Source organism: Stenotrophomonas sp. STEN038, from assembly GCF_056759895.1.
Genome location: NZ_JBRRDW010000030.1, coordinates 13427 through 35588, shown reverse-complemented (window position 1 = coordinate 35588; position 22162 = coordinate 13427). Strand labels below are relative to the sequence as shown.

The following is a 22162-nucleotide window of genomic DNA, read 5'->3' as shown; positions in this document are numbered from 1 at the left end:
TCGCTATCTGGTTCAGCAGGCGGTGGGGTGGGGATCCGGTGCGCGGGCGATTACCCGGTTGCGGCCAAGGTTCTTGGAGCGGTACAGCACGTCGTCGGCGGCCTTGAGCAGGTCGCGCATGTCAGTGAAGCGCTCATACGCGCCATGGGTGGCGACGCCGGCCGAGAAGGTCACATGCAGCGGCATGTCAGCCACGGTGACGATCGGGGCCTGGGTGATGGCGCCAAGCACGCGGCGTATCACCTCCAGCGCGGTCTGCTCGTTGGTGCCCGGGAACAACACCACGAACTCCTCGCCGCCGAAGCGGGCGACGGTATCGCTGCCGCGCAGCTGACCCTGCAGCTGGTTGGCGAACGCCTGCAGCACCTGGTCACCGACCAGATGGCCGTGCTGGTCGTTGATTTTCTTGAAATCGTCCAGGTCGATGAAGGCTACCGACAGTGGTCGATCGGCGCGGCCGGCGCGGTCGAATTCCTGCGCCAGCACCACTTCCAGTTGGCGCCGATTCAACAGGCCGGTGAGCGCATCCAGGTGTGCCTGTTCGGTCAGGCGACGCGCTTGCTGCTCGAAGTCATCGGCGCGTCGCTTGGCGGCGCCAGCGTCCTGCAGTTCGCGCAGATTGCGCAGGGCCATCAATTCGGCGGCGTGATCGAGCAGGTAGGTGATGCGCGCGGGTGACGGCACCGGCACGTCGAACAGCGCGCTGATCTCCGGCAGCATCTGGCTGACCTGTTGCAGTACCAGTTCGAACTGGCTGCTGTCCATTTCCAGCTGTGCATGCACCAGGCGCAAAGCGGTGTCGCGGGCCTGGTCGGTGTCCTTGCTCAGCCAGATCTCCGCAATGCTGCCTGACAGAGCAACACAGCGGCCGAACAGGTCGGTTGGTTCGGCAGGCGCTTCGCTGTGCCTGATAGCGTCGACCAGGTAGGGCGGCAAGCCCCATTGCTCGCACAGTTCGGCACCGACATCGGCGTGGCTGCACTCGAATATGGTTCGTTCGTGGGCGAGCAGTTCCTCATTGCTGCTGGCACCGGCAAGCAGGCTGGGGTAGTTGTCGCCGCGCAGCTGCAACAGGGCAAGGATGCCGATGTCCTGCAATAGGCCGGCCAGCATCAATTCTTCCACGCGGCGCACGTTGCGGGCCAGTCCGAGGTAGCGGGCGGCCAGGGCGCTGAGGATGCTGCGCCGCCAGACCGCTTGCAGCAGCTGGGCGTGATCTTCGTCCTCGCGCAGTGCGCGTGACAGGCTGAAGCCCAGGGCCAGCTGCAAGGTGGCGTTGAGGCCCAGCATGGTCAGTGCCTGGCCCAGGTTTTCAATGCGGCGGCGACTGGCGTATAGCGGCGAATTGGCGATGCGCATCATGCGTGCGCTCAAGCCCATATCCAGTGCTATCACGTCGGCGGCGCTGGCGATGTCGGTTTCCGGATCCTGCGCAAGCTCAATCAAACGGACAGCGATGGCCGGTGGCGAGGGCAGATTTCGGCAGAGGGACAGGGCTGCGGTGAGCTCGGGGGACATGTCAAAGAAGCAGTCGGCAGTACTGCAAGCATACAGGATGCCTTAAGCAAAGACGGGGATTGCGGTCCAGTGCCGGGAGTGTGCCGTCGCGGGTGGCTTGCGGCAAAGAAAAAGCCGCGAATAATCGCGGCTTTTTCAGGTGTTGCAGGCAGCGGGTACTTAGACCTGCATCGCCTTGGCAACTTCGGCGGCGTAGTCTTCCACCACCTTCTCGATGCCTTCGCCGACAGCCAGGCGCTGGAAGCCGATGACGTCGCCGCCAGCAGCCTTGACGGCCTGCTCGACGGTCTTGTCGCTGTCCAGTACGTAGCTCTGGCCGTACAGGGTCACTTCGCTGATGATCTTGTTGATCTTGCCGCTGATGATCTTTTCCAGGATGTCAGCCGGCTTGGCTTTGTCCTTGTCGGTCATCTTGGCCAGCTCGATTTCCTTTTCCTTTGCAACGAAGTCGGCCGGAACGTCGGATGCCTTGTTGTGCGGCGGGTTCATCGCGGCCACGTGCATTGCCAGGCCCGAAGCCAGCTCGGCGTTGCCGCCGGCCAGTTCGACCAGCACGCCGATCTTGCCGTTGCTGTGCACGTAGGTGCCAACGGTGTTATTGCCGCTGATCTTGACCAGGCGACGGATCTGGATGTTTTCACCCAGCTTCTGGATCGCGATGGCGCGGGTCTCTTCGACGGTTTCGCCGCTGGCCAGCTTGACCGACTTCAGGGCTTCAACGTCGGCGGCGCCGGATGCCAGGGCGGCAGCGGCAACGGCATCGACGAATGCCTTGAAGTTGACGTCGTTGGCAACGAAGTCGGTTTCCGAGTTCACTTCGACCAGGACGGCGTTGCCGCCGTTGCTGGCAACGCCCACGCGGCCTTCAGCGGTGACGCGATCGGCCTTCTTGTCGGCCTTGGCAGCACCGGACTTGCGCAGGGCTTCCGCCGCTGCGTCGATGTCGCCGTTGGTCTCGGACAGAGCCTTCTTGCACTCCATCATGCCGGCGCCGGTGCGCTCGCGCAGTTCCTTGACCAGGGAAGCAGTGATTTCCATGGAATTACCTCATCAATAGAAAGGGGTAGGCCGGCCATGATGGCCGGCCGTTGTTACGCAGCCCTGTCAGTGCTCGGCGCCGTTGGTACCGGCACAGGGGGAGCGGGCGCAATGGCTGCGCCCGCCGGTGGGGATCAGGCCGAAGCCTCGTCACCCTTCTTGGCCGGAGCCTTCTTGGCCGGAGCGCGGCGGGTCGGCTTGGCCTCTTCGCCAGCAGCGGCTTCGCTGAACTCTTCTTCGCGCACGGTGGCGGCGTTCGGAGCAGCGGCCTTGCCTTCCAGCACGGCGTCAGCAGCGGCGCGGGCGTACAGCTGCACGGCACGTATGGCGTCGTCGTTGCCCGGGATGGCGTAATCAACCAGTTCCGGGTTGTAGTTGGTATCAACCACGGCGATCACCGGGATGCCGAGCTTCTTGGCTTCCTTGATGGCGATGTCTTCGTGACCGATGTCGATGACGAAGATGGCGTCGGGCAGACGGTTCATTTCCTTGATGCCGCCCAGCGAGGCTTCCAGCTTGTCGCGCTCGCGGCGCAGGCCCAGCACTTCGTGCTTGACCAACTTGTCGAAGCTGCCGTCGGTTTCACCGGCTTCCAGTTCCTTCAGACGGGCGACCGACTTCTTCACGGTGGCGAAGTTGGTCAGGGTGCCGCCCAGCCAGCGCTGGTTCATGAACGGCATGCCGCAACGCTCTGCTTCTTCCTTGATGGATTCGCGTGCGCTGCGCTTGGTGCCGAGGAACAGGATGGTGCCGCGCTTCTGGGCAACCGAGGAGATGAAGTTCATCGCATCGTTGAACAGCGGGACGGTCTTTTCCAGGTTGATGATGTGGATCTTGCCGCGGGCGCCAAAGATGTACTGGCCCATCTTCGGGTTCCAGTAACGGGTCTGGTGGCCGAAGTGGACGCCGGCTTCCAACATCTGACGCATGGTGATCTGGGGCATTGCAAAACTCCTGATGGTGGAACTGACACCGCGCGCGACCGGTTTGTTGGAGTCGTGCTGCGATGCGCGGCTTCTATAGGGAGCGCGCAAACAGTTCCGGGGTTGGGCTTCCCTGGCGCCTCCGTGGCCGAACCCTGAAGAACAGGGCACCCCGGCACGGATGGGGGCGACAGGTGAGGATTCACCGGTTGACGCCCGGTGTCAGCGCGCTCCAGCGGGTATGCGCCCGAAAAAGCCGGCGAAGTATAGCCCTTGGATGAGCTGGGTGCAATTTTCCCGCTTGGCGGAGGGATTTGCGCCGGCCTAGTAGGTGAGCGTGACCGTGATCGTGTCGCTGTAGCTGCCAGGGATGGGGGTTGGCTGTGGGAACACCCTGCCATAGACGGGGAACGATACATCCTCGTTTTCACCGACGTCACTGGCGCCGGTCGCCTCCGAGTCGCCCCAGGGGATGAGCAGTGCCGGGTCGAGGTACAGCTCGTAGGGCAGGAAATTGCCATTTGAGGCCATCCGGCGCTGTCCATTGGCAGGGTTGCTGCCGTTGCTCAGGGTCATTGTCCATGCCGTACCGGTGGCGCAGCGCAGGCGGATCAGCGAGCTCTGGTCGCGGGGGGCGTCGAGGCGGCTGGTGCTGCCAAAGTCCAGGTCGGTGGCGATGGTGATCAGGCAGGCGCTAGGTACCTGCGCGGTGACGGTGCCAAAAAGGAACTGCGATTGACCAGCACCACCCAGCAGGGGAAAGGTGCCATCGCGGCAGTTCTCCGCGGTCGGGGGCGCGAGTAGTGGTGGGCCATAGCTGTAACGGAGGATGGAGGTGCCTGGGTTGCCCTGGTATCGGTAGGCTGCTGGCAACGTTTGTCCACCCGGGACGCGGGCATAGATGTTGAATGGGATCTGTTGTGGGCTCAGGGCTCCTGCCTGGACCGAAATCGCATAGACGGGCTGGTTGCCGCCAAATGCACCGAGCAGCTGTGTCTGCGCCGGGTTCGAATAGAGGTCGTAGTTCATCAGGGCGCCTGCGTCGTTTGTCATGCGGCGTGGTGCCACCCCGCCGGGAACGCCTTCGCCAGGGAAGATGCAGGCGGTGATCTGGTTGCCGAACGGTGCAAGGCCCTGGCAGCTGACGACGACGGTGGCCGCTGTGTCGGTGGTGCCTGTGCTGTGGATTTCGCCGAAATCGACGTTCGGGCTGCGGATTACCTGGCAGCTTTGTGCCCAAGCGGAGAGCGGGAGCCCTACCAGCACCAGCACCAGGATGCGTTGTGTCGCGATAAGCGGGTTCTGCGGCGATGAGTTGGCCGTGTCGCTCATCGTTGGCACTGCAGGGTAGTGACGCCAGGCGGATCGCTGCCTTGCATGGCGATGGGCAGGGCGATCACGCAATCGAGGCTGTCGTTCACCGGGATGCGCAGCACCGCGCCGGCTGGCGGGTCCTGCAGATACACCTCGCCGTCATGGCCGGTGACGGTGGTTGCGACGATCTGGCCTGCCAGTTCGACTGCGATCATGTTGCCGGCGCCTAGCCACTTCCCATCCGCGTCGCGGACCTGCAGGCGCATCGGGCGGCTTGGCTGCAGCTTGAACACCACGCTTGCGGCGCTGCCAGATGCGGGTACCACCAACTGCTGTGGAGTATCCAGCAACAAGTCCATTGGCAAGCCCAGGGTGTCAATGCTGATCAGGTTGCGCTGCCATGCGCGCAGCGGTGCAACCAGCAGCTGCCCATGCGCATCGGTGCTGCCGACCAAACGGTTCTCCAGTCGCACCGGGACCTGCGCCACGCCATTGGTCGACACCAGGGCAAACGCGTCGTCAACCTGGCGCAGTGCACGTATGCCTTGGCCGAACCACACGATGCTGCCATTGGCATCGGCGTACACGGCGGTGCCGGCATCGGTGTCGTAGTCCATGCCCAGGCGCCACTGGCCGGCGTCGCCGAGATGGCTCAGTTCGGCATTGGCGCTGCGGCGTGTGCCCAGGTTCGCCTGCGCGCGCCAGCCCCAGCCGCCCGCATCTGCCGACACGCTGCGACCTGCCTGCAAGGCGAGTGCGTTGCCGTCGTCGCCGTGGCGCAGTGAGCTGCTGAGCTGTGTAAGCCGATCCAGCGGCAGGGAGACATACAGGTTGGCGCTGTCCATCCGCGGGCTGTCCAGGTCGTGCTGGAACTGCACGCTGAGCCAGGCATTGCCGCGCAGATTGCGCGACCAGCCCAGTCCGGTCAGGCGGGTAGGGGGGCTGCCTGGGTAGTGCTGGGACACGTAGCTGAGGCTGAACTGACCGCTGTGGACATTGCCCAGGCCAACAAAGAACTGGTCGGTACGGCGGGGTAAGCGGGCATTGGCAAGAAATGCCGGGGCGTCGCGGAAAGTGCTGCTGCTGCGCTGGGTGCGGGCCGAGACGCTGAAACCGTGCGCGCTCCATTGATAACCAAGCGCGTGTTGATGTCCCGGCAGCTTGCCGGCGTGACTCCTGCTGAACGAGCCGCTCAGTACCCCGCCGCGCCTGCCCAGCAGGGCCACCGCGCCCACGCCGGCCAGCTGCAGGTCCGCGCTGAGCTCGGTATGTGCCTCGATGGTCAGTTGTTGGTGCACGCCGTGGCGCAAGCTGGCGCTGGCCATCGGTCTGTCGCCGTAAGCGAAGGAGCGCAGCCCGTAGTCCTCACGCAGTACGCCCAGATCCAGTGACCAATCGCTCAGGCCGGCCTGTAGTAGGGAGGGCGTGCCGTACAGTGCAAACTCCAGCATCCGCTGCTGTCCATTGATGTCGGTCACCAGCAGCTGCGCTTGGCCACTGCCATTGAGGGTGGGGGTGGCATCCAGCTGGAACCGCCCAGGCTGCACGTTGCGGCTGGCCTGGCGGATGCCATTGATGTACAGGTCGATGGTGGAAGGCAGCAGGGCATCGCCGCTGAATGAAGCCAATGGCGTGGTCACCCGGTACGGCTGCAGGGAGAAGTTGCGCGACAGGTGTACGCCCGCGATGCGGGCGGCACGCGACCATTCGAGCGCGCCGGTTATGGTGTCTCCAATGCCCAGGCTGAGCATCGGACCGGGCAGATCGAGTTGCCAGCGGCTGTCCAGACGGGTGTTCCTGTGCTGCCAGTGGCCTTCGCTGCCGTCCAGACTGGTGTTCTGGGTGGTGGACCAGATGCCTGCCCCCATACCGAACAGGCGCAGCTCGCTGAAGCTGCTGGCGCTGCGGAATCCGCGTTGCTGTTGCACATGCAGGTCGTAGTTGAGCAGGAGGCCGGCGCTGCTATCGCTTGCAGCGAGCACGGTGGGAGGTGCCGCCAGGCGCAGTTGAGTGAGTGGTCGATTCAGACCTGCCAGCGGCAGCTGCAATGCGAGGCGCTGGTTGGGCGCGTCGTAGCTGATGTTTATATCTGGAAGTTGGGCGAGATCAACCGATTGCTGTTCGGGTTCGATGCCCGCGGGCAGGCGCAGGCCCAGTTTCCGCAAGGTCGCCGCGCTTGCAGACAGCTGCTGTCCGCTAACGATGAAGCGCGCCAGCTGGGTGCTGCTGCCCTGATTGACCCGGACTTCCAGGTACAGCTCCTGCGGCAACTGTTCGCCAATACCGGCGAGTGCCGTATCCGGGTGGGCAGATGGCGCGGCAGACAGGGAGGAACTACTCGCCATGAGCATCGCCAGATCAACGGTCAGCAGAGCGCAGCGGCTGCGGAATGGCGGCATCGTTCAGCCTGGCCTGCAAAGTGCCGATGAGGGGGAAGGGGCGTGGTAGCGGCAGCGTCCATCGCATGTGTTGGCCCGCCAGCACATAGCCCAGCAGGCCGGGTGTCAGTTCAATCGGTGGGCCGTTCTCGGGCAGCCAGCGCAACTGGCTCAGGCGCATGCGCTGGGCGCCCGTGTTGTGTACGGCCAGGGTCAGCAGGCCGGCATCTACCTGCCAGCTGGCGTGCAGTCCGCTTGTGTCGGCAGCGGTCTTGCTTCCCAGTTCGCGCGGGCTCGCACCCGCGGGTAGTACGAACGCCGGGATCGAGTAGCGCAGCAGGAAATTCAGGCCCTGGTTGGGTTTGGGGTGGGTGGTGGGAAGTTCATCCACCAATAGGCGATAGGCTTGTTCCTGCGTATCACCCGCGGGCAAAGGAGCCGGCCGCAGTACGCGTACCAACTGCCGTTGGCCGGGGCCGATCTTGACGATGGCGGGGCGTGCCAACAGCATCTGCGATGGCTCAAGCACGTCAGCCGAATCGCTTTGGGTCCAACGCTGTATGCGCACCTGCGCATGCAATGGCTGATCGCCGCTGTTCTCCAGCCACAGTGCCTGCGCCTGGACGCCGTCGCCGAACTCCAGCAGGATCGGTGCAACCTGCAGATTGCCGGCGCTTGCCACGGGGGCCAACAGCAACAGGCCCCAATGCGCCCGGCGCAAGGGGTGCGGACCGGTTCCACTGACGCGTGGGCAGGCTGGCTGCATCTGGTCCGGACTCAGTAGGTGATCGTGGCAATCACCGTGTCGCCGTAGCTGCCGGCTGGCGCATCGGTGGAAGGCACGCGGCCATAGACCGGGATGGTCTGTGCACTGGCGGTGCCGGTGCCGGCCAGGGTATCGGTGCCAATCGCCTCGCCCCAGAAGTTCTGCCGACCGGCATCGCGGTACAGCCCATAAGCGACGAAGTTGCTTGCGCCATCGCTCATGCGTCGGTTGTCGGCGGCAGCGGTGGTGCTGGTGGCATTGGCACCGGGATTCATGCCGATGGTGTAAGGGGTGCCGTTGGTGCAGTTCACTTCGAGCGTGCCTTGGGCGTCGAGTGGGGTGCCGGTGGCGCGGGCTACGGTGCCAAAGTCGATGTCGCTGGCGGCGACGGCCTGGATATCACAGGACTCGGTGATGACGATGCGTACCTGGAACTGCGCGGTCTGGGTTGCTGCCTGAGTGAGGCCTGCAGTTCCCGTCAATGCAATGCTGGCTGCGGTGATCAAGAGCGTGCGCGTGAGCATGTCGATTCTCCCGGCGGTTGGCGGCAGTGGCGATGCCATGGGGCATGGCGTCGGCCTGCGCGCAGAGCTAAGCACGGCAGCGCTACGCTGACACGTGTTCACGCGGGCAGTTTTGCCTGAACAGGGGATGTTGCTAAGTTCGGTCAATCGGGACGTTGTGCCGATCGGTTGGGGTCTCCGCTGGCCGAGGTCATGCGCGCGGCTGCCGCGGCGCGCTGTCGGTTTGGGTGATTCGCCTAAGCGTGGAAGGGAGGGGGGGGGCGGTCGGGGTTCCCGCTCAGGAAGGTAGCGGTCGGATTCGGGCGAGGCGTTCGATTCCGTGTTTATTAATGTGAAATACTTAGCGAAATAGACCAAATGGGGGATAATCGGCCCATGGCAATCAACCTGAAAACCCCCGAAGAAATCGAGAAGATGCGCATCGCCGGCCGTCTGGCGGCTGAGGTGCTCGACATCATCACCCCGCACGTCAAGCCCGGTGTCACCACCGAAGAGCTGGATCGCATCTGCAACGACCACATCATCAATGTGCAGGGCACCATCCCGGCCAATGTGGGTTACCGCGGATTCCCCAAGACCGTGTGCACCTCGGTCAACAACGTCATCTGCCACGGCATTCCCAGCGAAGCCAAGGTGCTCAAGGATGGCGACATCGTCAATATCGACGTGACCGTCATCAAGGATGGCTGGCACGGTGATACCAGCCGCATGTACTACGTCGGCACACCGTCGGTGATGGCCAAGCGTCTGGTGGAAACCACCAAGGAAGCCATGTGGCGCGGTATCCGTGCGGTCAAGCCGGGCGCGACGCTGGGCGATGTGGGTCATGCGATCCAGGAATTCGCCGAAGGTGAACGCTTCAGCGTGGTGCGCGAGTATTGCGGCCACGGCATCGGCAAGGTCTACCACGACGAACCGCAGGTATTGCATTACGGCCGTCCGGGTCAGGGCCTGGTGCTCAAGCAGGGCATGACCTTCACCATCGAGCCGATGATCAATGAAGGCACCCGCTACACCAAGGTGCTGCCGGATGGTTGGACCGTGGTGACCAAGGACCGCAAGCTCTCGGCACAGTGGGAACACACCATTGTGGTGACCGAGGATGGCGTTGAGGTATTGACGCTGTCGCCGGCGGAAACCGCGCAGGCATGACCTCACTGCCGGCGGGCCCGATTCTGGACACGCCGGCAGATCCTGCCGGTGACGTGCAATGGGCTGCCGATGCACGGCAGTCGCTTGCCCACACCGATGCCCGCCTGGGCAAACGCTTCGAGCAGACCGACAATGTCGAACGTCTGCCCGGCCTGCGCGCACGCGCGGTCGATCAACTAATCATCGAAGCCTGGCAGCGCTGCATTCCTGCAACGGGTGGTTTGGCCCTGTTCGCGGTCGGCGGCTACGGCCGTGGCGAGCTGTTCCCGCGCTCGGACATCGACCTGCTGGTGCTGGCTGAAACCGACGTGCAGCAACGCCACGAAGCCGCACTGGCGCGGTTGTTCGCCTTGTTGTGGGATGCAGGCTTGCCGGCCAGCCATGCGGTGCGCTCGGCAACGCAATGTGTACACGCCGCGGCCGATCAGACGGTGCTGACAGCCTTGATCGAGGCGCGCCCGCTGGTCGCTGATGCAACCGCCCAGCACGGTCTGGCGCGGGCGATCGCGCCCAGTCTGGTATGGCCGCCGCGCGAATACTTCCTGGCCAAGCGCGAGGAGCTGCTGGCGCGGCACCAGCGTTTTGGTGACACCGCCGACAACCTCGAGCCGGACATCAAGGATGGCCCGGGCGGTCTGCGCGATCTCAATACCCTGGGCTGGATGGCGCTGCGCGCCTTCGGCGTCAGCAATATCGATGCGCTGGTCGGCTTGGGCCATCTGGGCCTGGACGAGGCCGCCGCGCTGAAGCGCGAACGCCAGGTATTGGCGCGGTTGCGCTTTGGCCTGCACCTGGTGGCGCAGCGTCCGGAAGAACGGCTGCGCTTCGATTACCAGAAGACCTTGGCCGCGCGCATGGGTTTTGGCGATGACGCCGAAAGCCTGGGTGTGGAAAAAATGATGCAGGGCTTCTACCGCAGTGCGACGGTCATCCGCCGCATCAGCGACCGCCTGCTGCAACGCTTTGAAGAACAGTTTGATGGCGAGGCGACACCGCAGCCTGTAGGCGAGGGCTTCTCGCTACGTCGCGGCTATCTGTCCGCTGATGATCCGTTCTGGCCGCATGGTGATATCCGCAGCATCTTCGCGCTGTTCGCCTGCTGGGCACGCACCTCCGATGTGCGCGGCCTGCACTCGATGACCGCGCGCGGTCTGGCCGAGATGCTGGACGAAATTCCCGCCTATACCGCCGTGGACGAAGACGTCCGCGAGCAGTTCATGGCCTTGCTGCGCGGCCCACGTGCGGTCGATACGCTGGCGCGGATGGCGCGTCTTGGCGTGCTTGGCCAGTGGATTCCCGCATTTGCCGCAGTATCCGGGCGCATGCAGTTCGACCTGTTCCATGTCTACACGGTGGACCAGCACACCTTGATGGTGTTGCGGAACATGGCCTTGTTTGCCGCTGGCCGCGCCGATGAGCGTTTCTCCATTGCCCACGAAGTCTGGCCGCGCCTGCGCAAGCCGGAGCTGCTGTTGTTGGCCGGCCTGTTCCATGACATCGCCAAGGGCCGGGGCGGTGACCATTCCGAACTGGGCGCGGTGGATGCGCGCGAATTCTGCAGCGCACATGGTTTGAGCAGTTCCGATACCGAGCTGGTGGCGTGGCTGGTCGAGCAGCACCTGCGCATGTCGATTACCGCGCAGAAGCAGGACATCACCGATCCCGATGTGATCCACCGTTTTGCCGGCCTGGTCGGCGACCGTGATCGTCTCGATTACCTCTACCTGCTTACCTGCGCCGATATCGCTGGTACCAGCCCCAAGATGTGGAATGCATGGAAGGACCGGCTGCTGGCTGACCTGTATTTCGCCACCCGCCGCGCCTTGCGCGAGGGCTTGGAGCATCCGCTGCCGGAAGCCGAACGGGTGCAGGAAGCGCGCGACAACGTACGCGAGCAGATGCGCCTGCTCGGCCATGATGATGCGGTGATCGACCGCCAGTTCGCGGCCATGCCCGACGAAAGCTTCGTGCGTTTCCGTCCTGAGCAGCTGGTATGGCAGGCGGCGTCGTTGGTGGAGGTTCACAAGGGCGGAACCTTGGTCAAGGTTCGACGAATCACGCCCGAGAGTGATGCGTTGGAAGTCTTCGTGCATTCACCGGACCGCGACGGCATGTTCGCCGCGATCGTGATGACCCTGGACCGTGCCGGCTATGGCATTCACCGTGCGCGCGTGCTGGATGGCCCGGACGACACCATCTTCGATACGTTCGAAGTGACGCCTGCTGGCAGCTTTGCCGATGGCGACGCCGTGCGCCTGGAGACCGTGCTGCGCAAGGCCTTGGCCGGCAATATCCTGATCCTGCGACCCTCGCGACGGGTGATGCCGCGCCAACTCAAGCACTTCCGCTTCGCCCCGCGCATCGAGTTTCTCGACGCCAGTCACGTAGGCCGGACCGTCTTGAACCTGGTGGCGCCGGATCGTCCCGGTCTGCTTGCCGATGTGGCGCATGTGCTGCGTGACCAGCGCCTGCGCGTGCAGGATGCACGCATCGCCACCTTCGGCGAGCGTGCTGAGGATCAGTTCCAACTTACCGATCGTCACGATCACCCCCTTACCGAAACCTCCATGCAGGCGTTGCGCGATGCATTGCTTGCCTGCCTGGACCCCGACAACAAGCCAGGAGACCCCCACTGATGGCAAGCAAGCCCGCAACCAAGAAGACCGTGACCAAGAAGATCGCCAAGAAGGCTGCGCCTGCAAAGGCCGCGCCGAGCAAGGCCGCAGCGCCGAAGAAAAAGGCCGCAGCAGCGACCAAACCGGTCGCCAAGCCTGTTGCGAAGGCGGTCAAGGCACCGGTCAAGAAGGTTGCCGCTGCCAAGCCGAAGTCGATCAAACCGGTGGCACCATCGGTTGGCCCGCGCAGCCTGCGCAAGCCGCCGGCACCGGGCGTTGCCGAGCTGAAGTTCGGTATTGAAAGCGCATTCGAGCGCCGCACCATGCTGACCATGGACGAGATCGAAGGGTCGACCCGCGCGCTGGTCAACCGCGTGATCGATGGCCTGGAGTCCGGTGAATTCCGTGTTGCCGAGCCCGATGGCAACGGCGGCTGGAAGGTCAACGAATGGTTGAAGAAGGCCGTGCTGCTGTACTTCCGTGTCAACGACATGGCGGTGATGGACGGCGCCCCGGCACCGTTCTGGGACAAGGTCGAGTCGCGCTTTGAAGGCTACGACGAAGCCGCCTTCCGCCAGGCCGGCGTACGCGTGGTACCGGGTGCGATAGCACGTCGCGGCACGCATTTCGGCAAGGACGTGGTGCTCATGCCGAGCTTCACCAATATCGGCGGTCACGTCGGTGAGGGCACCATGGTCGATACCTGGGCCACGGTGGGTTCGTGTGCGCAGATCGGCAAGCATTGCCACCTGTCCGGCGGTGCCGGTATTGGCGGCGTGTTGGAGCCGCTGCAGGCCAGCCCGACCATCATCGAAGACCATTGCTTCATCGGCGCGCGCTCGGAAGTAGTGGAAGGCGTGGTTGTCGGCCACCACAGCGTGATCGGCATGGGCGTATTCCTGAGCCAGAGCACCCGCATCTACAACCGTGCCACCGGCGAAGTGACGTATGGCTATGTGCCGCCGTACAGCGTGGTGGTCAGCGGCTCGCTGCCGTCCAAGGACGGTACGCATTCGCTGTACTGCGCGGTGATCGTCAAGCAGGTGGACGCCAAGACCCGCAGCAAGACCAGTGTCAATGATCTGCTGCGTGGGTTGGCGGACTAAGCCTCGCCAGAGGTGCAGCGCCGTCCCTTCTCCCGCGAGCGGGAGAAGGTGCCCCGAAGGGGCGGATGAGGGGAGCTTTAGCTTCGCTCTTATTCTGAGGGCTAGAAGCTTGGGCAATGAGCTAGAAGCTTCCCCTCACCCCAACCCCTCTCCCGCAAGCGGGAGAGGGGCTTTGTCATGCGGGCTTTGGATTTCAGAATGACCACGATCTACGGACTAAAAAACTGCGACACCTGCAAGAAAGCCACCAAGTGGCTGGATCGCTTCAATGTCGCCTACACCTTCGTCGATTACCGCGACAACAAGCCCAGCCCGGAAACCCTGCTCGAATGGGCCGGCAAAGCAGGCGGCTTCGCCGCGATGATCAACAAATCCTCGACCACCTGGCGGCAGTTGCCGGACAACCGCAAATCGCCCGAATCCGATGCCGAGTGGAAGCTGCTGCTGCGCGAATACCCGCAGCTGATCAAGCGTCCGCTGGTGATCACCGACGATGGCGCCCTGAGCCAGGGTTTCAGCGACAACGGCTTCAAGGCCCGCTTCAACATCGCCTGATCCGCCACCACATGCAGGAGCGGTGCAAGCCGCGAAGCCACCGATCCACAAGGCCCCCATGAACGACGTACTAGCCCTGACCTGCGACCTGATCGCCCGCCCCTCGGTAACCCCGGAGGACGCCGGTTGCCAGCAACTGATCGCCGGCCGTCTCAACGCCGCCGGCTTCAACTGCGAGCACCTGCGTCTGGGCGAAGTGGACAACCTCTGGGCTACCCACGGCAGCGGCGCGCCGGTGTTGGTATTGCTCGGCCACACCGACGTGGTGCCGACCGGTCCGGTCGAAGCCTGGAGCAGCGATCCGTTCAAGCCGGAAGTGCGCGATGGCGTGCTGTACGGGCGCGGTACTGCCGACATGAAGGGCAGCGTCGCCGCCTTCGTGGTGGCTGCTGAACAATTTGTCGCCGCCCATCCGAACCATCCCGGCACGCTGGCGGTGCTGCTGACCAGCGACGAGGAAGGTGACGCCATCGATGGCGTGCGCCACGTTGCCAAGCTGTTTGTGGAACGCGGACAGGGCATCGACTGGTGCATCACCGGCGAACCTTCCTCCACCGCCAAGCTCGGTGACCTGCTGCGTGTCGGCCGTCGCGGGAGTCTCTCGGCCAAGCTGCGCATCAAGGGCGTGCAGGGCCATGTCGCCTACCCGGACAAGGCACGCAACCCCATCCATCTGGCCGCACCGGCGTTGGCTGAGTTGACCGCCCGTCATTGGGACGATGGCTACGAAAGTTTCCCGTCCACCAGCCTGCAGATTTCCAATATCAACGCCGGCACCGGTGCCAACAACGTGATTCCGGGTGAACTGCAGGTGATGTTCAACCTGCGCTACAACCCGCATTGGAATGCCGACAAGCTCGAGGCCGAGATCGGTGCGCTGCTGGATCGTCACGAGCTGGACTACGACCTGCAGTGGCACCGCAGCGGCGAGCCGTTCTATACGCCGGAAGGGCGCCTGCGCAGCGTTGCCCGCGACGTACTGGCCGAATTCGCCGGTGCCGCACCGGAAGAAAGCACCGGTGGTGGTACTTCCGATGCCCGTTTCATCGCGCCGTTGGGTGCGCAGTGCATCGAGGTGGGGCCGGTGAATGCCAGCATCCATCAGGTTGATGAGAACGTGCGCGTGGCCGACCTGGAAGCGCTGCCTGACCTGTACCGGAAACTGATCGAAAAACTGCTGGACTAAGCCGTTACGGTGCAATTGCACAATCTTGCCGGGGGGCGAGATGGGTCGTGTTCAAGTGTGACTCCGAGACGGGCAGGCGCTACTCAGGCGAATGCTCTTCGCTGGAGGTGGCTATCATCCAGGGCAAGAGCAAGCGTCTTGAGTTGTGTGCTGGCCTTGTTCAATCAAAACACCTTCGACGCGCGGGACATCAACTGGGCGAGCCCTGCCTGTCGATGACGCCGGCCAGCGCGCCGCCGTCGGCGACAAACTCGGCCCCTGTTGAAAAGCTTGACGCATCGCTGGCCAGGAAAAGCACCATGTCGGCGATCTCGTTGGGTTTTCCTGCGCGGTTGAGAGCGACGTGGCCCTGATCCTGCATCAATCTGGAGGCGGACAACGGCGTTTCTATCAAACCCGGATGTACTGAATTGACCCGCACGCCGTAGCGCCCAAGTTCCAGTGCGACCGACCGGGTGAGGCCGCGTACGCCGAACTTGGACGCGCTATAGGGTGCGAGAGATTCAAAACCAAGGAATCCGGCAGTAGAGGATACGTTGATGATCGATCCAGCACCGGACGCGACAAGTGCCTTCGCAGCGGCCCGCATTCCCAGGAAGACGCCGGTGAGGTTGATATCGATCACCAGGTTCCAGTCTTCGACACTCAGATCCAGGATCGAACCGGATTTGACGATCCCAGCGTTGTTCACGAGGATATCCAGCCCGCCGAACGTTTGCTGCGCCAGCTCTGTCGCCGCAGCCCAATCACCGGTGCTGGTGACATCGAGGTGGGCGTAGCGGGCGCGTTCGCCCAGTGCCGACGCCAGCTTGCAGCCGTCGGCATCGAGGATATCGCCGAAGACGACGGATGCACCTTCCTCGATCAGGCGATGCACAACCGCGGCCCCGATACCTCGTGCGCCGCCACTTACAAGCGCAACTTTTCCATCTACAGCTCCCATTTGACTCCTCCACCTTGTCGGTTTCACCGAGACGGATTGATTGGCCGCTCGCCGAAAATTTCATCAGGCCAGGTTGGAGTCAAGTGCAAAAACAGACATCAAATGATCGAACTCAACAGTGCGCGACAGCCCTGAAGTCCGGGTACAGGCGGTCGCATGTTCAGCCGTACAGGTCCGAGCCGACACTCGAATGCAGCTGGTCGCCTGGCTTTCCAGGTTCTGATTTCATTGCATCCAACTCCCCAAGATGTCGACTCAGATATTCGCGAGGGGGGGGGCTGGGTACGATAGGCGGGAAAGACAGTAGTAGTGGGCAGGCAGAGGTGTGCTTTGGGTGCTTGCCAGGCGCATGGAAAGTCATCCATGCCAGCCCATTGCGCTATGCGACGATCAGTCCGAAAGCAGCCAATGCAGCCGCTGCCTGCCGCTGCGATATCACCGCCTTCTTGAAGTGCTTGCTGTCCATCACGTTGAGTCCGCTGATATCGGTATCGCGCAGGTCGGCGCCTTCGAAGCGGGTCAGACGGGTCTGTGTGTTGCGTAGGCTGCCGCCGCTGAATACCACGTCGCGGAAGTCACAGCCGGACAGGTCGGCATCGGAGAAGTCCATGCCTTCCAGCTGCGCCTTGCGGAATGACATGCCGCGCAGGTCGGCGCTGGCCAGCAGGCAGTCGCGGAACTCCAATGCCCAGCCGCTGACTTCCTGCAGGTGGGCGCCGGTCAGCTTGCAGTCCTTGAACTGCACCGACGACAGCGTGGCGCGTCGCCAGAAGCTGTTGTTGAGGTCGCAATGATCGAAGCGCGAGTCGCTGAGCTGTGCGGAACTGAAGTCGCAATGGCTGCCGCGGCATTTCTGCCACTGGCTTTCCTCCAGTGATGCGGCAAGCCAGTTGGCCCTGCTCAGCGAGCACTGCCTGAACTGGAAGCCGTCCATGTCCAGGCGCGAGAAATCGCCTTCGTCCAGCGTGCACGATTCGAACACAGCAGCGCGCGGACGCGCACGGATGATCTGCTGCATGCGCGCGCGGTCGATGGTTTCTTCGCGAAAAACCGGGGTGTTCGTCATGTCCAACTCTGCAGGTGCTTGCGCGTCATTCTGCGTGACATTGCTCTGCTGATGCAGTCTTGTTGCGGCGGACGTTGTGTGTACAGACCTGCTTGATCTATTCGAAGATGAAGAACGGCGGCGCAATGGCCCGGCGCCAATACGACTCCTCAGCCAGATAGAACTCCTGTGCGTTGGCGCGCGCGAACCATGCTGCCGCTGCTGTTTCATCCTTCTGCAGGCCCTTGCTGCCACGACCCAGCGCCAGGCCGCTGAAGTACTGGCCATAGACATTGCCTTGCTCACCCGCGCGCTGGTACCAGCGCAGCGCCTCGCGCATGTCCTCGGGCATGCCGATGCCCGCTTCGTGCAAGGCGCCAAGATCGACTTGGGCCTCGGCGTCGCCGCGCGCGGCGCGCCGCTGGATGCGGGCGATGGTCGCATTGGAGGAGGGCTGATCGGGGGCAAGGCGCGCGGCATCAGTTGAGGCGAGGGTTGCCTTGCGCAACGCCTCCAGCTTGTACAACTCACGCATGTACACCGCCGAACGCAGGCGCCAGCGCAGTGCGCCTGCCATGTCGCCTTGACGTTCGTACCAGCGTGCCAGATCGGACATGGCATACGGCGAGCCGTGGTAAGCGGCGCTTTGGTACCAGCGGAATGCCTTGCGCGGCGAAGGCTTGAAGCGGACATCTTCCGGCTTCTGCGGGTCATCGCTGCTGTCCAGGCGACCGCGCTCAAGGATCCTGCCCAATTGCTCTTCGGCACCTGTGCTGCGGTGGGTGCGCGGCGTTGTCGCCGCTGCGCGCGCGTACCAGTCCAGTGCGCGCGGGTCGTTCCAGGCCTGGTACATCTTGGCCACCCGCAGGGCCGAGTCGAACTGGCCATCGGCGGCTGCGGACAGCGCATCGCGCTCGGTGTCGCTGGGAGGGCGGGTGTTGGGCCTTGTCGCGCAACCGAGCAGGATGAACAGGGGCAGGGCGTACAGCAGCACGCGGGGCGTGGGACGGGGCATCCAGCAGGTCCGGGTAACGGGGCAGGCGATTATCGCGGAGGCTCCCGGCCCGGCCGCTGAATCGGTTGCCAAAGCAACAGTTGCGCGGGCGCCGAAAGCGGGATACGGTCAGCGCCATGTCCTCGTTCCTGGCCACCGCCGTCAACAATAACAACCGCAATAATCTGCGCGCGAATAATCGTGCGCGGCCACTGCGGGACTGCGACCAGAGCTAGAACAGGCAACACGCTCAGGACATCAGAAAACCCGCATCGGCCGATGCGGGTTTTTTTGTGGCCGGGGCGGGAACACCGAGCGGCTGCAGGTCTTCAAGCCGTTGCTTCCAATGTTTGTCCCCACACAACCCAGGAGCTTTCCCATGTGTTCCATCTTCGGCATTTTTGGCCTGCAATCCGGTGACGACCTGCAGGCGCTGCGTCGGCAGGCGCTTGAACAATCCCAGCGCCAGCGGCATCGCGGCCCGGACTGGAGCGGTGTCTATGTAGACGACGGCGCCATCCTGGTGCACGAGCGCCTGGCCATCGTCGACCCTGCCGGCGGCTCGCAGCCGCTGCTGTCCGACGACGGTCAACTGGCATTGGCAGTGAACGGTGAGATCTACAACCACCAGGAGCTGAAGAAGGAACTGACCCAGTCTTACGCCTTCCAGACCGGCTCGGACTGCGAAGTAATCAACGCGCTGTACCGCGAGGACGAGCCGGCGTCCTACTTGAACAGGCTCAACGGTATCTTCGCCTTTGCGCTGTGGGACCGCGCCAAACAGCGCGTGATCATCGCCCGCGATCCTATCGGCGTGGTGCCGCTGTACTGGGGCCACGACAAGCAGGGCCGGCTGTGCGTGGCCTCGGAAATGAAGTCGCTGTCCGATACCTGTGCCGACGTCGCGCAGTTCCCGCCCGGCCATTGGTATGACAGCAGCACCGACACGCTCAGCAAGTACTACGAGCGCCCTTGGCGCGAGTACGACGCGGTGGAAGGTGTGGACGTATCGCTGACCGAACTGCGCGAGGCCTTCGAACGTGCCGTGCACCGCCAGCTGATGACCGACGTGCCGTATGGCGTGCTGCTGTCCGGTGGCCTGGACTCCTCGTTGGTCGCCGCGGTTGCGGCGCGCTATGCGCGTAACCGCATCGAGGATGGTGGTCAGAGCGAGGCCTGGTGGCCGCGCCTGCACAGCTTCGCGATTGGCCTGAAGGGGTCGCCCGATCTTGCTGCGGCCAAGGTGGCGGCGGAAATGCTGGGCACCGTGCACCACGGCTTCGAGTACACCTTCGAGGAAGGCCTGGATGCGGTGCCGGAAGTGATCCGTCACGTCGAGACCTATGACGTCACGACCATTCGCGCATCCACCCCGATGTTCCTGCTTGCGCGCCGGATCAAGGCAATGGGCGTGAAGATGGTGCTGTCCGGCGAAGGCAGTGACGAGATCTTTGGCGGCTACCTGTACTTCCACAAGGCGCCGAACGCGCGTGAGTTCCACGAAGAGCTGGTGCGCAAGCTCGATGCGCTGAACAACTACGACTGCCTGCGCGCAAACAAATCGATGATGGCCTGGGGCGTGGAGCCGCGCGTGCCGTTCCTGGACCGCGAGTTCCTCGATGTGGCGATGAAGATGGATGCGCGCCACAAGATGGTCGACAAGGCCAGCGGCCGCATCGAGAAGGCGGTGTTGCGTGAGGCCTTCGAGGGTTACCTGCCCAAGGAAATCCTGTGGCGGCAGAAGGAGCAGTTCAGCGACGGCGTCGGCTACGGCTGGATCGACGGTCTGAAAGCGCATGCCGAAGCCCAGGTCAGCGACCGCGTGCTGGCCGCCGCCGACAAGCGCTTCCCGCACAACCCGCCGCAGACCAAGGAGGCGTACTACTACCGCCACGTGTTCGAGCAGTTCTTCCCCAGCCATGCGGCATCGGAAACCGTGCCTGGCGGCAAGTCGATTGCCTGTTCGTCACCGGCGGCGATTGCCTGGGATGCCAGCTTCGCCAGCATGGCCGATCCGTCCGGCCGTGCCGTGGCCGGTGTGCACGAGCAGGCCCTGGCTAGGTGAGTGACGACGCACGGCCCGTAGTATTACGGGCCGTGCGTTTGCAGCTGCCGCTGTGCAGCCGTGGGCCGTATCATCGCCGGCTTACGCAAGGGAAGATCATGGACGCAGGAACGCATCGCCCGGCCTCGCGGGCGCATTGGGGTTGGCTCTATCTGGTTTGGGCTGCGCTGCCGCTGCTGGCGGCGCTGCTAGTGGCCCGTTACGCCGGGATGGATGTGCCGGCGCCGGTGCAGCAGGCGGCCAAGGCCGGCTCGGCGGCACTGCATTCGAGTTCTCCCTTGGGTCTGTTCCTGCTGCAGTTGCTGGTACTGCTGCTGGTGGCCAAAGGGGCTGGACGGCTGTTGCGCTGGTTTGGCCAGCCGGCAGTGATCGGTGAGATGGCGGCCGGCTTGATGATGGGGCCGCTGCTGTTTGGCAGTGTCTTCCCGCAGCTGCAGGCTGCGCTGTTTCCGCCCAGTTCGCTGGGCCCGCTTGGTCTGGTCAGCCAGCTCGGTGTGCTGATGTTCCTGTTGGTTGCTGGAGCGGAGCTGGATCTAGGCAGGTTGCAAGGGCGGCGGCGTTTTGCCATTGCGGTCAGTCACGCTGGTATTGCCGTGCCATTTCTGTGTGGCGTGTTGTTGGCGATCTGGTTGTATCCGGCGCATGGTCCTGCCGGCGTCGGCTTCACTTCGTTTGCGCTGTTCATTGGTATCTCGCTGAGCATCACTGCATTCCCGGTGCTGCTGCGCATTCTTGCCGATCGCGAGATGACCCACAGTCCCCTGGGGCAGACCGCGATCGCCTGTGCAGCGCTGGGCGACGCGACGGCCTGGTGCATGCTCGCGTTGATTGTCGCAGCCACCCAGGCCGCCGGCTGGGGCGCGGCAGGTTTCAGTCTGGCCTGTGTGACGGTTTTCATCGGGCTGATGTTGGGCGTCGTGCGGCCTTGGTTTGCACGGCAACAGATTGCCGCCGGGCGCGAAGGCGCGTGGTTGCTGGGCATGCTGTTGCTGACCCTGGCCAGTGCCTTGTTGACCGAGTCCTTGGGCATCCATGCACTGTTCGGTGCGTTTGCCGCCGGTGTCGCCGCGAACGCCAATGCGCAGCTGCGCGAGTTGATCATCAACAAGGTCGAGCCGCTGGCGGTGACTTTGTTGTTGCCGTTGTTCTTCGCGATGACCGGATTGCGCCTGCGTGCCGATGCCTTGCAGGTCAGCGATCTGTGGCTGTGTCTGCTGGTGATAGCGGTGGCCAGCGTCGGCAAGCTGCTTGGCACGTTTGCCGCGGCGCGCAGTGCGGGCATGCCGGCCCATGATTCGCTGCGCTTGGGGGTGTTGATGAACACCCGTGGTCTGATGGAGCTGATCGTGCTCAATCTCGGCTATGAACTGGGTTTGTTGGGTGACCGTCTGTTTGCGGTGTTGGTGATCATGGCCTTGGTGACGACGGCGATGACCGGCCCGTTGCTGAGCTGGAGTGCGCGCGGCAAGGGCAAGGCAGGCTGAGCTTCTTCGTAAGCGTATTTCGTTGGTGTTGTTCCTCTCAATTCAAAAGGATTTCCGATGCGCGCATTGCCGTTGTTGATGCTGGGGTTGTTGGGCAGTCCATTGGTGGCAACCGCGAACGAGGTGCCGCTGGAACGGCATCAACTGGGCAGCTGGGAGACGGACATCGGCTACACCGGCGTGGTGCGCGATGGCGACACGCTGCATGTTTCCGGTGTGCCCTGCAGGGGCGCGGACATGCAGGCTGCGGTACGTGATTGCTACGGCAAGCTCACCAAGATCCTGCAGCAGTTTGATGCCGACAGCAGCCAGGTGGTTAAGGAAACAGTGTTCACCACCGATATGGATGGCCTGATCAAGGCCATCCCCGAGCGCAAGGCCTTCTTCGCCGACGGCAAGTATCCGGCCGCGAGCTGGGTGCAGATCAGCCGTCTGTTCGACGCCGAGGCCAAGCTCGAAGTGGAGTGGACGGTGCGGTTGAAGTAAGGCTGGAACCCAGACCCGGCGTTTGTCGGGGCGTCGTAAGCCGCGAAGCAGGAACACCATCAGATTGCGC

General features: G+C 63.6%; 18 protein-coding genes. 8 read left to right on the top strand and 10 right to left on the bottom strand.

The window, feature by feature from the left end:
• Positions 1-12: 12 nt before the first annotated feature.
• The 7 genes from ACVOLS_RS13350 to ACVOLS_RS13320 form a co-directional block, all read right to left on the bottom strand.
• Positions 13-1518, bottom strand: a complete 1506-nt coding sequence (locus ACVOLS_RS13350) for an HDOD domain-containing protein (RefSeq protein WP_481545989.1) — start codon at positions 1516-1518, stop codon at positions 13-15.
• Positions 1519-1677: 159 nt separating this feature from the next.
• The gene (tsf, locus tag ACVOLS_RS13345; protein ID WP_481545988.1) at positions 1678-2556 is read right to left on the bottom strand and encodes a translation elongation factor Ts; all 879 of its coding nucleotides are present in this window, start codon (positions 2554-2556) and stop codon (positions 1678-1680) included.
• A 134-nt stretch (positions 2557-2690) separates the two neighbouring features.
• A complete protein-coding gene (gene rpsB, locus ACVOLS_RS13340) occupies positions 2691-3500 on the bottom strand; it encodes a 30S ribosomal protein S2 (RefSeq protein WP_481545987.1) in 810 nt (269 codons plus the stop codon).
• A 303-nt stretch (positions 3501-3803) separates the two neighbouring features.
• Positions 3804-4811 (bottom strand): Csu type fimbrial protein, encoded by a 1008-nt coding sequence (locus ACVOLS_RS13335; RefSeq protein ID WP_481545986.1) that lies wholly within the window; start codon positions 4809-4811, stop codon positions 3804-3806.
• Positions 4808-7138, bottom strand: coding sequence for a fimbria/pilus outer membrane usher protein (locus ACVOLS_RS13330; protein WP_481545985.1), 2331 nt, complete (start codon positions 7136-7138; stop codon positions 4808-4810). Before ACVOLS_RS13330 ends, ACVOLS_RS13335 begins: the two co-directional genes overlap by 4 nt.
• Before the next feature lie 13 nt (positions 7139-7151).
• Positions 7152-7937 (bottom strand): fimbrial biogenesis chaperone, encoded by a 786-nt coding sequence (locus ACVOLS_RS13325; RefSeq protein ID WP_481545984.1) that lies wholly within the window; start codon positions 7935-7937, stop codon positions 7152-7154.
• 11 nt (positions 7938-7948) lie between these two features.
• Complete coding sequence (locus ACVOLS_RS13320; protein ID WP_481545983.1) at positions 7949-8461, bottom strand: Csu type fimbrial protein; 513 nt, start codon at positions 8459-8461, stop codon at positions 7949-7951.
• Positions 8462-8836: 375 nt separating this feature from the next.
• Here ACVOLS_RS13320 and map point away from each other — a divergent pair, with 375 nt between their 5' ends.
• From map to dapE, 5 genes are all read left to right on the top strand, one after another.
• Positions 8837-9613: a type I methionyl aminopeptidase gene (gene map / locus ACVOLS_RS13315; protein WP_481545982.1), complete on the top strand. Its 777-nt coding sequence runs from the start codon at positions 8837-8839 to the stop codon at positions 9611-9613.
• Between the two features lie 20 nt (positions 9614-9633).
• Positions 9634-12249 (top strand): [protein-PII] uridylyltransferase, encoded by a 2616-nt coding sequence (locus tag ACVOLS_RS13310; RefSeq protein WP_481546009.1) that lies wholly within the window; start codon positions 9634-9636, stop codon positions 12247-12249.
• Positions 12249-13334: a 2,3,4,5-tetrahydropyridine-2,6-dicarboxylate N-succinyltransferase gene (dapD, locus tag ACVOLS_RS13305; protein ID WP_481545981.1), complete on the top strand. Its 1086-nt coding sequence runs from the start codon at positions 12249-12251 to the stop codon at positions 13332-13334. Before ACVOLS_RS13310 ends, dapD begins: the two co-directional genes overlap by 1 nt.
• 198 nt (positions 13335-13532) lie before the next feature.
• Positions 13533-13889 carry a Spx/MgsR family RNA polymerase-binding regulatory protein gene (locus ACVOLS_RS13300; protein ID WP_481545980.1) on the top strand — a complete coding sequence of 119 codons (357 nt, stop codon included), beginning with the start codon at positions 13533-13535 and terminating at the stop codon, positions 13887-13889.
• A 58-nt stretch (positions 13890-13947) separates the two neighbouring features.
• On the top strand, positions 13948-15075 hold the full coding sequence (dapE, locus tag ACVOLS_RS13295; protein ID WP_481545979.1) for a succinyl-diaminopimelate desuccinylase: 1128 nt from the start codon (positions 13948-13950) through the stop codon (positions 15073-15075).
• 190 nt (positions 15076-15265) lie between these two features.
• Here dapE and ACVOLS_RS13290 read toward each other — a convergent pair whose 3' ends face one another.
• The 3 genes from ACVOLS_RS13290 to ACVOLS_RS13280 form a co-directional block, all read right to left on the bottom strand.
• A complete protein-coding gene (locus tag ACVOLS_RS13290; protein ID WP_481545978.1) occupies positions 15266-16018 on the bottom strand; it encodes an SDR family oxidoreductase in 753 nt (250 codons plus the stop codon).
• A 379-nt stretch (positions 16019-16397) separates the two neighbouring features.
• Positions 16398-17084 carry a pentapeptide repeat-containing protein gene (locus ACVOLS_RS13285; protein WP_481545977.1) on the bottom strand — a complete coding sequence of 229 codons (687 nt, stop codon included), beginning with the start codon at positions 17082-17084 and terminating at the stop codon, positions 16398-16400.
• 97 nt (positions 17085-17181) lie between these two features.
• Entirely contained in the window at positions 17182-18078 is an 897-nt protein-coding gene (locus ACVOLS_RS13280; protein WP_481545976.1) for a tetratricopeptide repeat protein, read from the bottom strand.
• A gap of 358 nt (positions 18079-18436) precedes the next feature.
• Here ACVOLS_RS13280 and asnB point away from each other — a divergent pair, with 358 nt between their 5' ends.
• The 3 genes from asnB to ACVOLS_RS13265 all read left to right on the top strand — a co-directional run bounded on the left by asnB (position 18437) and on the right by ACVOLS_RS13265 (position 22092).
• Complete coding sequence (gene asnB / locus ACVOLS_RS13275) at positions 18437-20122, top strand: asparagine synthase B (RefSeq protein ID WP_481545975.1); 1686 nt, start codon at positions 18437-18439, stop codon at positions 20120-20122.
• A 98-nt stretch (positions 20123-20220) separates the two neighbouring features.
• The gene (locus ACVOLS_RS13270; protein ID WP_481545974.1) at positions 20221-21606 is read left to right on the top strand and encodes a cation:proton antiporter domain-containing protein; all 1386 of its coding nucleotides are present in this window, start codon (positions 20221-20223) and stop codon (positions 21604-21606) included.
• Between the two features lie 57 nt (positions 21607-21663).
• Positions 21664-22092 (top strand): RidA family protein, encoded by a 429-nt coding sequence (locus ACVOLS_RS13265; RefSeq protein WP_481545973.1) that lies wholly within the window; start codon positions 21664-21666, stop codon positions 22090-22092.
• The last annotated feature ends 70 nt before the right edge of the window (positions 22093-22162 follow it).

What these genes read in the sequence shown, in the direction of transcription:
- ACVOLS_RS13350 (WP_481545989.1), bottom strand. Translation starts at nt 1,518, where the DNA reads ATGTCCCCCGAGCTCACCGCAGCCCTGTCCCTCTGCCGAAATCTGCCC.
- tsf (WP_481545988.1), bottom strand. Translation starts at nt 2,556, where the DNA reads ATGGAAATCACTGCTTCCCTGGTCAAGGAACTGCGCGAGCGCACCGGC.
- rpsB (WP_481545987.1), bottom strand. Translation starts at nt 3,500, where the DNA reads ATGCCCCAGATCACCATGCGTCAGATGTTGGAAGCCGGCGTCCACTTC.
- ACVOLS_RS13335 (WP_481545986.1), bottom strand. Translation starts at nt 4,811, where the DNA reads ATGAGCGACACGGCCAACTCATCGCCGCAGAACCCGCTTATCGCGACA.
- ACVOLS_RS13330 (WP_481545985.1), bottom strand. Translation starts at nt 7,138, where the DNA reads ATGGCGAGTAGTTCCTCCCTGTCTGCCGCGCCATCTGCCCACCCGGAT.
- ACVOLS_RS13325 (WP_481545984.1), bottom strand. Translation starts at nt 7,937, where the DNA reads ATGCAGCCAGCCTGCCCACGCGTCAGTGGAACCGGTCCGCACCCCTTG.
- ACVOLS_RS13320 (WP_481545983.1), bottom strand. Translation starts at nt 8,461, where the DNA reads ATGCTCACGCGCACGCTCTTGATCACCGCAGCCAGCATTGCATTGACG.
- map (WP_481545982.1), top strand. Translation starts at nt 8,837, where the DNA reads ATGGCAATCAACCTGAAAACCCCCGAAGAAATCGAGAAGATGCGCATC.
- dapD (WP_481545981.1), top strand. Translation starts at nt 12,249, where the DNA reads ATGGCAAGCAAGCCCGCAACCAAGAAGACCGTGACCAAGAAGATCGCC.
- ACVOLS_RS13300 (WP_481545980.1), top strand. Translation starts at nt 13,533, where the DNA reads ATGACCACGATCTACGGACTAAAAAACTGCGACACCTGCAAGAAAGCC.
- dapE (WP_481545979.1), top strand. Translation starts at nt 13,948, where the DNA reads ATGAACGACGTACTAGCCCTGACCTGCGACCTGATCGCCCGCCCCTCG.
- ACVOLS_RS13290 (WP_481545978.1), bottom strand. Translation starts at nt 16,018, where the DNA reads ATGGGAGCTGTAGATGGAAAAGTTGCGCTTGTAAGTGGCGGCGCACGA.
- ACVOLS_RS13285 (WP_481545977.1), bottom strand. Translation starts at nt 17,084, where the DNA reads ATGACGAACACCCCGGTTTTTCGCGAAGAAACCATCGACCGCGCGCGC.
- ACVOLS_RS13280 (WP_481545976.1), bottom strand. Translation starts at nt 18,078, where the DNA reads ATGCCCCGTCCCACGCCCCGCGTGCTGCTGTACGCCCTGCCCCTGTTC.
- asnB (WP_481545975.1), top strand. Translation starts at nt 18,437, where the DNA reads ATGTGTTCCATCTTCGGCATTTTTGGCCTGCAATCCGGTGACGACCTG.
- ACVOLS_RS13270 (WP_481545974.1), top strand. Translation starts at nt 20,221, where the DNA reads ATGGACGCAGGAACGCATCGCCCGGCCTCGCGGGCGCATTGGGGTTGG.
- ACVOLS_RS13265 (WP_481545973.1), top strand. Translation starts at nt 21,664, where the DNA reads ATGCGCGCATTGCCGTTGTTGATGCTGGGGTTGTTGGGCAGTCCATTG.